Origin of the sequence: uncultured Agrobacterium sp. (assembly GCF_913777885.1) — a bacterium.
Taxonomy (GTDB): Bacteria; Pseudomonadota; Alphaproteobacteria; order Rhizobiales; family Rhizobiaceae; genus Agrobacterium.
This window is the reverse complement of the sequence record NZ_CAJYTV010000019.1, coordinates 20,173-31,704: the sequence shown is the minus strand read 5'-3', so window position 1 is coordinate 31,704 and position 11,532 is coordinate 20,173. Positions and strand designations below refer to the sequence as shown.

Annotated in this window: 12 protein-coding genes and 1 pseudogene; 9 read left to right on the top strand and 4 right to left on the bottom strand. The window is 56.6% G+C overall.

Features of this window, described 5'->3' with window-relative positions:
• Positions 1 to 15: 15 nt before the first annotated feature.
• Positions 16 to 438: a type II toxin-antitoxin system VapC family toxin gene (locus tag QZ869_RS19010; protein WP_296106663.1), complete on the top strand. Its 423-nt coding sequence runs from the start codon at positions 16 to 18 to the stop codon at positions 436 to 438.
• Positions 439 to 602: 164 nt separating this feature from the next.
• Here the strand turns inward: QZ869_RS19010 and QZ869_RS19005 are convergent.
• The 3 genes and pseudogenes from QZ869_RS19005 to QZ869_RS18995 form a co-directional block, all read right to left on the bottom strand.
• A pseudogene (locus QZ869_RS19005) lies at positions 603 to 1,574 on the bottom strand (Na+/H+ antiporter NhaA).
• A gap of 479 nt (positions 1,575 to 2,053) precedes the next feature.
• Positions 2,054 to 2,698 carry a DUF1109 domain-containing protein gene (locus QZ869_RS19000; protein ID WP_296083678.1) on the bottom strand — a complete coding sequence of 215 codons (645 nt, stop codon included), beginning with the start codon at positions 2,696 to 2,698 and terminating at the stop codon, positions 2,054 to 2,056.
• Positions 2,682 to 3,236 carry a sigma-70 family RNA polymerase sigma factor gene (locus QZ869_RS18995; protein WP_296106672.1) on the bottom strand — a complete coding sequence of 185 codons (555 nt, stop codon included), beginning with the start codon at positions 3,234 to 3,236 and terminating at the stop codon, positions 2,682 to 2,684. The genes QZ869_RS19000 and QZ869_RS18995 overlap by 17 nt, the downstream gene beginning before the upstream one ends.
• A gap of 194 nt (positions 3,237 to 3,430) precedes the next feature.
• Here QZ869_RS18995 and QZ869_RS18990 point away from each other — a divergent pair, with 194 nt between their 5' ends.
• The 8 genes from QZ869_RS18990 (at position 3,431) to QZ869_RS18955 (ending at position 9,414) form a co-directional block, all read left to right on the top strand.
• Entirely contained in the window at positions 3,431 to 3,691 is a 261-nt protein-coding gene (locus QZ869_RS18990) for a pentapeptide MXKDX repeat protein (RefSeq protein ID WP_062600411.1), read from the top strand.
• A gap of 78 nt (positions 3,692 to 3,769) precedes the next feature.
• Positions 3,770 to 4,624, top strand: coding sequence for a cytochrome b/b6 domain-containing protein (locus tag QZ869_RS18985; protein WP_296106661.1), 855 nt, complete (start codon positions 3,770 to 3,772; stop codon positions 4,622 to 4,624).
• A complete protein-coding gene (locus QZ869_RS18980; RefSeq protein WP_296021172.1) occupies positions 4,621 to 5,397 on the top strand; it encodes a molybdopterin-binding protein in 777 nt (258 codons plus the stop codon). The genes QZ869_RS18985 and QZ869_RS18980 overlap by 4 nt, the downstream gene beginning before the upstream one ends.
• A gap of 91 nt (positions 5,398 to 5,488) precedes the next feature.
• A complete protein-coding gene (locus QZ869_RS18975; protein WP_296106658.1) occupies positions 5,489 to 6,106 on the top strand; it encodes a hypothetical protein in 618 nt (205 codons plus the stop codon).
• 886 nt (positions 6,107 to 6,992) lie between these two features.
• The gene (locus QZ869_RS18970) at positions 6,993 to 7,535 is read left to right on the top strand and encodes a sigma-70 family RNA polymerase sigma factor (protein WP_296099929.1); all 543 of its coding nucleotides are present in this window, start codon (positions 6,993 to 6,995) and stop codon (positions 7,533 to 7,535) included.
• Positions 7,532 to 8,239, top strand: coding sequence for an anti-sigma factor (locus QZ869_RS18965; RefSeq protein WP_296106657.1), 708 nt, complete (start codon positions 7,532 to 7,534; stop codon positions 8,237 to 8,239). Before QZ869_RS18970 ends, QZ869_RS18965 begins: the two co-directional genes overlap by 4 nt.
• Positions 8,240 to 8,311: 72 nt before the next feature.
• The gene (locus tag QZ869_RS18960; protein WP_296106655.1) at positions 8,312 to 8,725 is read left to right on the top strand and encodes a DoxX family protein; all 414 of its coding nucleotides are present in this window, start codon (positions 8,312 to 8,314) and stop codon (positions 8,723 to 8,725) included.
• A gap of 131 nt (positions 8,726 to 8,856) precedes the next feature.
• Positions 8,857 to 9,414: a fasciclin domain-containing protein gene (locus tag QZ869_RS18955; protein ID WP_027676880.1), complete on the top strand. Its 558-nt coding sequence runs from the start codon at positions 8,857 to 8,859 to the stop codon at positions 9,412 to 9,414.
• A 670-nt stretch (positions 9,415 to 10,084) separates the two neighbouring features.
• On the opposite strand, the gene QZ869_RS18950 is transcribed toward QZ869_RS18955, so the two are convergent.
• On the bottom strand, positions 10,085 to 11,485 hold the full coding sequence (locus tag QZ869_RS18950) for an FAD-binding oxidoreductase (protein ID WP_296106653.1): 1,401 nt from the start codon (positions 11,483 to 11,485) through the stop codon (positions 10,085 to 10,087).
• Between the last annotated feature and the right edge of the window lie 47 nt (positions 11,486 to 11,532).

Genomic DNA, 11,532 nt, shown 5'->3' with positions numbered 1-11,532 from the left:
CGAAGTTGATCTGTCTTGAGATATTTACTCGATACAAACGTTATCTTCGAACTTCGAAAGGTCGGCGACGGTAAAGCCGATCCGAATGTAACGGCTTGGATAGGTGCGCACGATGCCCGGGATTTGTGCATTTCTGCGATAACAATTCTGGAGCTTGAGCGCGGGATACTTAGCATTCGGCGCCGCGACATTGCGCAGGGCTCTCGTTTACGCGCATGGATGGATGGCCGGGTTCGCCCGGAGTTTGCTGAGCGCACAATTGTAATCGATGATGCGGTTGCTACTCGTTGCGCCCATTTGCATATATCAGATCGGCGTAATGAAGCGGATGCAATCATTGCCGCCACAGCGCTTTTCCACGGGCTTGCGGTGGTGACGCGGAATATTCAGGATTTCCACGGAACAGGGGTAGTCCTTGTGAACCCTTGGAGCATCTGAGGCAAGGACCGCAGGGGCCTTGATCGCCCCTGCGAGGTGGGCAGTAATTGACGTGTCGCCTGTTCATATCCCTTCAAGGCGGTGGCTACGGCAGCGTTGCTGCCAATAGCAGTCGTCGCCACCCTTTCAAACATCGCGTTTGGCACCGTGGCGACGCAGGGTGGTTACGCCGTAACTTGATCATTCCGGGTTTTGTGTATTTTACGTCTGCTCGATACGGTCAAGATGACAGACCCTGCAACGCCCATTGTCAACGGTTCGCTGAAGACCGAAAGGCTTAAGTCAGAAAGCGAAACGCCTGCGTTGGCGAAGCCGAAGATCGGCACAATGATGAATGCAACAGGCTTGTCCAGCGCATGCTCTAGGCGATGAAGCGGAGACTCATCCTTCGTTGCTTCTGGTGTGCCAGGGGTTAGCTTCAATGGAATGGTCAGTGCCAGCATGACGCCGGCCAGTGTCGCGTGAACGCCGGACGCAAACACGAGCACCCAGAGCACGGCACCAAGGACGAGATAGGGCCACAGCACTTTTACCTTCATCTTGTTGGAGATAAAGAGATTGCCCCAAACGAGAGCGACACCAGTGAGAGCGATCAGATTCAGATCTGCTGTGTAGAATAAAGCGATGACGATGACAGCTCCCAGGTCATCAATGATGGCAAGCGCCGCCAGAAAGATCCTCAGCGACGTTGGAAAGCGTGATCGGAACAGTGAGAGGACGCCAAGCGCGAATGCGATGTCGGTTGCAGTTGGTATGGCCCATCCTTGCGATGCAGCGGGATTGTCTCGGTTCAGCAGAGCATAGAAGAGTGCGGGGAACAGCATACCACCCGCAGCACCGCACCCGGCAAAACCCTGCGGCTCCAGGTGGAGAGTTGGCCATCCAGCATCTCGCGTTTATCTCCAGCCCAACTATCAGGAAAAACACCGCGATCAAGGCATCGTTGATTAGTGCTGAAGGCTGAGAGGTCCAATGTAGACGTGCAGGATGTGGAAGTAGTCTTCAGCTAGAGGCGAGTTCGCCGTCATGATCGCCAGAAGGGCGACCGCCATAAGCACAAGACCACCGGAGGCCTTTTTATCGAGGAACTTGCGAAGTGTTGAATTAATGCGACCTGGATTTGATGTCGAAGACACAGGTTCAAGCTCCCTGAGTTGGAAGTTGATCTAGTCTCCGTGGATTTTGGGGGAACCCGCAGCGCGCGCTATAGAAGGGCTTTATACTAGACCTTTGACTGGTTTTCCAAAAAATCCGTCACCGTTTTTCAAAGATAGCGCGTACGTTTCGCCTGTTGCGCTCAATCATTATCATTCGGTATGTTCAGCAAATGCCCGCAGGCTTTGCAGTGAACGGCGTCGACCGCCAAGACCTGGCACACTGGCATTCGATGGTGGTTGCGGGATCCCGATGCTCGCTTACCGGACGGGTAAAGACACAGACCGCGTCAGGTCGATTGGCCCGGTCCAACATCCACTTTGTAGACTTCCCGTATTTCCGTGTTGACGTCGAGTGGAGAGCTTCATCACATGGCTCAATCGACCCAGGCCCGAGGTCCGAACGCTCCGGACGGTCCGAGTTTGGCGAAAACCAGCTCGGCCGTCTCCAAACGATCACGCTACCAGCGCAAGAGGCGCGTGCCGAGCGCCATGCCGATCAGGCCGCACAGAACAATACCGAGCGAGTACCACAGCGCCACGAATGGAAGGCCGTTTTCGATACATGCCCAGGAATAGGTCCACGCCCCTGCGGCCCCTGCCATCATGCCAGCGGTAAATCCGGCGAGTCGATACCGCGTCGGTGCGCAACGTCGCAAGAACCAGATATTGGCGGCGAAGACGGGAGCGGCGGACGCGACAATGATCAGTGGGCAGAACCAGTAGGAGACGCCGAAAATCAAATTCGGATAGTCCATAGCTGGCGATGCATGCAACTGCCAGAGCCCCAGCATTGCTAGCAGCATATAGATGCCAATTGAGGCCAAGCCTGCCGATTTCGGCAGCCCACCGGGGCGCGAGACAATCAACACGGCGCAGATACCATTGATCGCCAGCGCCAGCGGATAGAATGATTTCACCCAGAAGGCGGGAAGAGACATTGCCGAGATTATGTCTGGACGCAAACCGTGCAGGAGCAGGATAAATGCACCAGACAGCAAGACGCCAGGCAGCAGCGCTTTGGAGAGTAAGCGGAGAAGAGCATGCGACCGTATAGGCTGCAGCCCTCTTGCCAGGCTATCGATCAGATCATCCGTTTTCGCCACGTTCGCCTCTCAATCTCGCAGCCAGCGCCTTGATGCCGCGATGAACGCTGACCTTGACCATTGCTTCCGTCTTGCCACTGGCAACTGCCGCCTCGGCGACCGAACGACCCTCCAACCTCACGCGCCGGATCAATTCGCTTTGCCACGCCGGAATGCCAGAGAGCAATCGCTCCACATCCATGCTCGCGAGGATCGCGTCTTCGGAATAGCCGTCCGCGACGCCCTCGACCAGTTCCAGGCTGACAACCGATCGCCCGCCTCGTCGACTGTGGTGATCGACCAGCTTGTGGCGTGCGATGGTAAAGAACCAGGCCGTGAACGGTCGCTCGCGATCGTAGGTGATCCGGCGCTGATGCAGCGCCAGAAGCGTATCCTGGATCAGATCGTCCGTATCCTGCGCGTTCGACGCCAGCCGTCGCTTGAAATAGCTCTCCAGCAGATGCCGCAAAATACCGAGCAGACAGCGATAGGCATTCTCGTCTCCGTCAAGGGACAGAAGCATCAACGCCTTCAGCTCGAATTCGCTCATCGCCATCATGTCTTCCAGCTTCATACGGCCCTATGGCGAAACGGTTACACAGCATTGGTGGTAAAATCGAGAAAAGTTCAGCCCGACCGAGTTTGTGATCACAACCGCGTGATGACTGTTACCAATTCCCGCCTTCCGCGAATGAGCCTGATGTGAACCTTCGGCGCAAACACGCGGCGAGCACATCAAACGGGAGACGCATCATGACTATTCGTTCGTTCGCTGTCGCCATCGGCGCCGTCATTCTTGGTCTTTCCTTTGCGGCAGGCACCGCTGAGGCTCAGTCCTCCGACGCAATGAAAAAGACCGATACCATGAAGATGGATACGATGAAGAAAGACACCATGAAGACCGATAGCATGAAGATGGCCGGCAACAAGACCGACTGTATGCACAAGGCCGGCATGGAAAAGGACTCGATGAAAAAGTCCAACATGATGAAGAAATGCGACGCGATGAAATGATCCTGTCCGCCCCCGCGAAACGCAACTTTTGCGGGGGCGGTTTCGTATCGACGATAACGCTGGCGCTCGAGGGAAATTATGGATGCGACCGCACAACCCGTCACTGGAAAACGAATTCTCATCAGGCGACACAGTCTGACCGTACGCCTATCGCACTGGTTGAACGTTCTGTTCATGACTGTGCTGCTGTTTAGCGGACTGCAAATCTTCAACGCGCATCCGGCTCTCTATTGGGGTCAATATGGCGCCGATGACGACCCGGCCTTCATTGCCATGGACGCGGTGCAGGACGGCGACCGGGTCAAGGGCATGACACACATCGGCGACGTCTCCTTTGAGACGACCGGTTTCCTGGGCGTGTCCAATGTCGATGGGGAGCTTACGGCCCGCGGCTTTCCCGCCTGGCTGACGTTGCCGAGCTATCAGGATCTCGCCACCGGTCGGCGGTGGCACTTTTTCTTTGCCTGGCTCTTCGTCATCAACGGACTGATTTATATTGCCTATGGTTTCATTGCCCGTCATTTCCATCGGGACCTTTTGCCTAGGCGCGGTGAACTCGCGGTACCGCATCTCGTCCAAGAGGTGGTTGATCATGCTCGTTTGCGCTTTCCGAAGGGCGAAAAAGCGCGTCACTACAATGCTCTGCAGAAGCTCACCTATCTTCTGGTCATCTTTTTTCTGCTTCCCTTGATGATTGCGACTGGTTTGACAATGTCACCGGGCTTCAATGCCTTCGCGCTCTGGCTTCTGGATCTGTTCGGCGGTCGACAGTCGGCCCGGACACTGCATTTCATCACAGCCAGCGCACTGATCGCCTTTGTCGTCATTCACATCGTTATGGTTCTGGTCTCCGTCGTATTGAACAATATGCGCTCGATGATCACCGGACGTTATGTCATCATCGAAGAGCCGGAAGGGGAGTTCAAGCCATGAGCCGCCTCATTACCCGTCGCCGTTTCCTGATCGGATCAACGCTTACCGCATCCGCACTCGGTCTGAGTGGCTGCGATGCGCTTGTCCAAAACGATAAGGTCCAGAAAACCCTGAAACTCGCCGAGGGCCTGACGAAGCGTGCGCAGCGCTTGCTGATCGGCGACAACACCCTGGCGCGCGAGTATACGCTCGCGGACATCTCGCCAAGTTTTCGCGCCAACGGCACAAGCATGCCCGAGGGCGCGCAATATCAGCAATTGTTGTCGACGCAATTTTCGCAGTGGCAGTTGGAGGTAGGTGGCCTCGTCGAGCGCCCAACCAAATTCCCCCTTGCAACCCTGAAGGCAATGCCGGCACGCAGCCAGATCACACGCCACGACTGCGTCGAAGGCTGGAGCGCGATCGGTCAGTGGACAGGTGTGCCGCTCGCTGCCGTTCTGGACAAGGTCGGCCTCAAGCCGGAAGCGCGTTATATCGTCTTTCACTGTGCCGACGAATACGAAAAGACCCTGGATGGCAGCGGCTGGTATTACGAGAGCATCGATCTTGTTGACGCTTTTCATCCTCAAACCATTCTCGCCCATTCCATGAACGGAAGAGATCTCGAAGTCGCGCATGGCGCGCCGCTACGGCTGAGGGTCGAGCGGCAGCTTGGTTACAAGCAGGCGAAATATCTGATGCGCATCGAGGCCGTCGCAGATTTCTCCAATCTCTACGGCGGAAATGGCGGCTTCTGGGAGGATCGCGGCTACGAGTGGTATGCCGGAATATAGGTCGAAATCCAGATTTCCATAGCTAGCGGATTTTTCAGCCCGCCTCCGCCGGTTGTTCAGCAGACAGGGTTTGAAACACAAAGGAAGCACAATGTTCTCAACCTCAAAAACAGGTTTTACCCTTTTCGCCGGCGCGCTGGTTGCGTTGACGCTCGGCGGAGGCGCCAAGGCCGCCGATCAGGTTCGTGTCCGTGGCACCGTCGAAAGCCTTCAGGGCAACATCTTGTCCGTTAAAACGCGTGAAGGCAGCAGCGCAAAGATCATGCTGAAGGATGGCTGGAAGGTCTCCGGCGTCGCCAAGGCATCGGTTGACGATATCAAGCCAGGTGACTTCGTCGGTATCGCATCACTGCCAACGGCGAGCGGCCGCGATGGCGCTTTGGAAGTGCTGATCTTTCCTGCAGCGATGAAAGGCACAGGCGAGGGGAGCTACGCCTGGGACCTGAAGCCAAACAGTTCGATGACCAATGCGACAGTTGCCGACGCCGTAAAATCGGTTGACGGTCATGCGGTGACCGTGAGCTACAAGGGGAAGGAAAAGAAGATCACCATTCCGGATGGCACGCCGGTTGTCACTTTTGCCAATGCTGCGGAAACCGACATCAAGCCTGGCGCAACCGTTTTCGTACCCTCCGAAAAGGCAGACGACGGTTCGATGTCGAGCGGTCGTGTGGTTGTCGGCACGAATGGTGTCGTTCCGCCGATGTGAGCGGAGGAAACCGCCTCAGGTAGACAGAGACCGTCGGGCGATAAAGGCCGGCGGTCGAAACATGCCAAAAGGGCGGAGCACTTGGCTCGATATTCACGTAAGCTTGGCAAGCTTCGCCGTCCGGAGAGCGATGAAGGCTGACGGGACTGGTCCTCGCCGAGCCGCCGTCGGCGAAGCGCGCGCAGAAGCGATCGCCTGACCCGACCATAAGCGGCCGTATATCGCCTCGCTTCGGCCATGCGAAAGACCGTCTATCGGCGAGTCCGGTGCGGGCCGTGGAAGAATTTACAGAAACCAAAGGGAAAATTGAGGAAGGCGAGCGGTCGCTGAAACTAATGGTTCGCCGCGTTCGTAACTGGTCGGAAACCAAGGCCTGAACGTGGGAGCGAAAGGTCGCGCAAGGCGCTTAGGATGAAAACGCGCTGCTGAACTGTCGCGTGATTGCTCTGCCTTCGGAATCGCATAGGGCAGTATCGGCTGGAGGCCATGGCAATGTCGGAGTTGACCACATGAGGACCTGTCCCATTGACCATCTTGCCACGCTCATGGTGGTCGTCGCGATCGGCTTCTTCCGGTTAAGCAGCATGGAGAGCCGCTTTCGCTCCTTGCCATTTGATCGATCGCGCAACACTCAGGAGCCTTTCGACGATGCTGACGCGCGGGGGCTGATCGGGAGAACTCTTCTCTCGACAGTTACGGCAGGATCCGGTCTCTGGCTCATCCGACGCCAGTTGAGAACCTTGGATGCGTCGCGATGAGCAATATTCGCTCCAATAGTCGATCGTGGACTGACAGAAGCAGCGTCTTTGTCGGGTTTACCGCCCGTCGCTCCTTGTTTTTTCCAGAAGCCAACCGCTATAAGGTTGGGGTGGCAAGGTTTTCTTCAATGCAAAGCAACGACATCGAAGTTTTGATCAATCGTGTCGCGATGGGAGACCGCGCCGCCTTTGTGACACTTTACAAGGCGACTAGCCCAAAATTGATGGGCGTATGTTTGCGCATCCTCAAAAATCGCAGCGATGCTGAAGAGGCGCTGCAAGAAATATACGTCAAGATCTGGCAACGCGCGAAAACCTTCGCGACTGGACATAGCGGTCCGTTTGCATGGCTTGCGACAATCGCGCGCAACCACGCGATCGATACGATCCGCGCCCGCAAACCTGTTTCCGATGATCTCGACGCAGCATATGATCTTGCCGATGACACAACCCCGAACCCAGAGCAGCGCATGGGTATCGTCGATGATGGCCGCAGGATCGACAGATGCATGGCAGAGCTCGATCCGGCACATGCCAACGCAGTTCGTCGCGCCTATGTCGAGGGCCTGAGCTATATCGAACTTGCAGACGATCTGCGGGTCCCGCTGAATACGGTGCGCACGTGGCTGCGCCGTAGTCTCCTGAAGCTTAAGGAGTGCATCCAGCGATGACGCGTGATCCTGGCTCAAGCGAGCACTCAAAAGACGAAATCCTGGCAGGCGAATATGTCTTGGGTGTTCTGTCCATCGAAGGAAGAAGGATGGTCGAGCGCCGCATGGCCGGCGATGAGGCGTTTTCGCAAATCGTTGCGCGCTGGCAGGCCGACATGGAGTCCTTCAATCAGGACTACGACGAAGTAACGCCTCGCGCCGCCGTGCTGGAACAGCTTGAACAGCGCCTCTTCGCAGCACCGCTGACGAGTAACGCCAGCCTTTGGAATTCAATGGCTTTCTGGCGTTGGCTTTCGCTCGGCACCTCCGTAGCCGCTGCTGCCGCCCTGATCTATGCATCGGGTATCGCGTCGCCACCTTCTCGGGATGGTAAGCTGGTTGCGGAACTCTCGGCACCCAGTAATTCCGTCAACATGCTGGCGTCCTACGATGCCGAAAGCGGGCGAATGCGCATCGTACCTGTCGCGGCAGGGCGCGCGCAGGAGAAATCGCTGGAGCTCTGGCTTGTCCCTGGGCAAGGGGATCCCTTCTCGCTCGGCATATTGCCGGCAGATACCGGTGGAGAATTGGTCATTCCATCAAGCCTGCGTGATCGTCTGAGTGGGGGCGCAACGCTTGCAGTATCGCTGGAACCGTTCGGCGGCTCGCCCACAGGCAAGCCGACCGGAGCGATCGTGGCGAGCGGCACGGCAAGAAGCCTCTAAGCTTTCGCTTTCCGGAGCGATGCGCTGCGCGATGGCACAAGGCACTTATTTGGAGGGGAGATGGGATACTCCGTGGCTGCTTCTCTGAGGACGGAAGCTTGCCGGCGCAAATGCGCGACAGGGCTCGCCTGCCTGTATGGCTTCGTCGGCACGATGCACCTTCTGTGGCCGAAGCCATTTCTGAAAATCACGCCGGATTGGGTTCCGTCGCCGCATTTGGTGATTTTGCTGACAGGGCTTTGCGAAATCGCTGGTGCGTTGGGGATCGTAACCGCACGACTTCAGCGGGCCGCACGCATTGATCTGGCGCTTTATGCGGTCTGCGTTTTTCCGGCGAATATCAAACACGCCATCGATGCGCTTTCTAGTGACCCGTCGGTGTGGGAGTGGATCTACCACCTTTTGCGCTTACCCCTCCAGCCCGTCCTGATATGGTTGCCTTTGTTTGCTGGCCGCGTGGTGAGGTGGCCACAGCAAGAGAGATGATCGTGTAAAATAATTCGACGGCCCTGAAACTTCTTCTCAAGCCTTTCCGTAACCTCCTTGTCCCGGAAGAGGGAAGCCGACCCTTAGGAGATGCAGCCTTGCATCTGGGTGATCGGCCAGGAGGAATCACCATGTTCAAGCTCGCAATCCGTTTCGCAGCCTGTGCCACCGCAATCGCGATCGCTGCTGGCAGCGCATACGCAGCCAATCCCAAGGTCGGCGGCGCCGCGATGTACGAAGACAAAAACATCGTGGAAAACGCGATGAATTCGAAGGACCACACGACGCTTGTCGCCGCCGTCAAGGCAGCCGGCCTGGTCGAGACGCTGCAAGGGAAGGGGCCATTTACCGTGTTCGCCCCGACAAATGAAGCGTTTGCAGCTCTTCCCAAGGGAACCGTCGACACACTCCTGAAGCCTGAGAACAAGGCACAGTTGACCAAGGTCCTGACCTGCCACGTCGTCGCAGCCAATGCCATGTCAACGGCGATCGAGAAGATGATCAAGGACGACAAGGGCACGCATGATGTCAAGACCGTCGGCGGCTGCGTTTTGAAGGCCAAGGAAAGCATGGGCAAGATTACGCTGACCGATGAAAACGGCAATGTCGCGCATGTCACGATCGCCGACGTGAAGCAGTCGAACGGCGTCATTCACGTCATCGATAAGGTGCTTCTGCCAAAGATGTAATTCGCGTCTTTCAATTGAGATAAAGCCGGACAACAAACCGGCTTTATTTTCATTGAGGCAGGGCTGGAGCAGGCTTGCGTTAATTAGCTAAACAGCAAACCGTCCAGCAATGCGTCAAGTTTTCCTCGGCACGATCGACTTGTCCGATTTCGCTTATCTTTTGTCGACGGGGGCAACAAGATGGTCGGTGGTTCGATTCGGTTCAAGAGCGACAGATTTTACAAGTCTCTGTGGCTTCAGGCCCCCGCAAACAAATAATGCAATATGCAAAAGCCCCTTGGCATAAGCCTTGGGACTTTTTGCGCTTACAGGGCAGGGCATTTCTTCACGCATGCCTCCGCGGCGCTCGTCGGAAGGACTATCGAGCGACATCGTTGACCCGATATGCGGCAGCAAAAACTAAAGCTGCGGCGCCTCGATCGAATCCTGCTAACTATCCCCACCGCGGGGCTGCTGCGGACCTGCTGGGGTGCAGGATAACAATCAGGTGTTGGGTCGATCATGGCCGTATGGATCAGATTGAGAATGATCGGCGTCAGTCGCTTCAGAGGGTGATACCACTGTTGCGCTCGGGAAGAGGAACCTGTCGACGAGCATCTCGGCCTCTTCTGCATTGGACTGATGCCTTAAGCCCTCCGAACGACAATCCGGCAATCGCGTCGGGTCTGTGCTATTGCGTCAGGACCTTCCCTGGATTGAGGAGTGCTCTTGCGTCGAGACAGGCTTTAACCTGTTTCATCAACATGACTTTTTCAGGATACGCATGTCTGATCAAAGTCTGAGCTCTTTTGCTGCCAATACCGTGTTCGGCGGAGAAAGACCCACCTAATTCGTGAAGGCCGCAGTAGAGGATGTCTTCTATCGCGATGGCCTTGTCGGTGTCGATTGCGTCACGTGCGGCGTTTAAAACGATGTGCAGGTTTCCATCTGCTAGGTGACCAAAAATGTAAGGGTCTAGACGAGCATCTAGCTCTCTCAGTTTCGCCATGCGCTGCCCGATATAGCCCTCTACCTCCGACAGCGGGACGGAAACGTCGTAGGAGGGCGCTCCGGGATAAATGCGGTAGATCAGGTCCGTGTCTTCCCGCAAAGCCCAGATCGACCTCTCCTGCGCTTTGGACGAAGCGATGACGGCGGAGACGTTTTCATCGTCTTCAGCAACGTCTTCATAGATGCTTTCCACCTCGGCTTGGACGTCCGCATCGTCATTTCCGCCCAAGCAGAGTAGGAGATTGAGGGGATGGTCCTTTCTGTAGTCGGTTGCAGACCAGTTGTGATGGGTCGACGTCAGATGGAAGTAGCGAGACCACATGGCTTCAGCAGCACGCAGATGTCCACGCCGCGCCTTTAACCCGCGCTGCATCGCGTTTAAGGCAGCTTGCGTCGAGGAAAGCCCGAACAGGACCGTTGCAGTTGAGGCCGGTACGGGTTCGAGCTTCACTGCGATCTTGGTGATGATCCCGAGCGTCCCTTCGCCGCCAATGAAGAGATGCGAAAGCGCGTAGCCCGCAGTATTTTTGACCACTCGAGTCAAATCGGAATAGGTGGTTCCATCGGGGAGAACAGCTTCCAGCCCCAAAATGCGATGGCGCATGACGCCATATCGAAAAGCAGCAATTCCGCCCGCGTTGGTAGACGCCATCCCGCCGATCGTCGCCGAGCCTCGTGATGGCAGATCGATGCCGGGTTCGAGCCCATATTCTGCGGCGGCCTCCTGAAGCGATTGTAAAGTAACGCCAGCTTCGACGATGGCGACGTTCTCGACGGGCGATAAGAACGCAATGCGGTTCAGACGCGCGGTGGACACGACGATCTCGCCAGCGCGCGAAATACCACCGCCGACCAGCCCCGTCCGCCCACCATGGGTGACGATGGCTACTCGGTGGGCATGGCAGCATCGGACGACGGCTGCCAGTTCCTCCGTGGTTCCCGGCAGAACGACTATGCCGGCGCCGAGATTTTCAGCCAGCACGCCATAGTCGATTGCCGACACGGCATCGTTTTCTTTCACATGATCGGGTCCGACGAGCATTGCGATCTCGGCCTTAAAGCCGGATGTCAGGCTAGACATTATGTTTTCCTTCGGATGAAGTGCGGGCTTGATGGGCGAGGGCGACG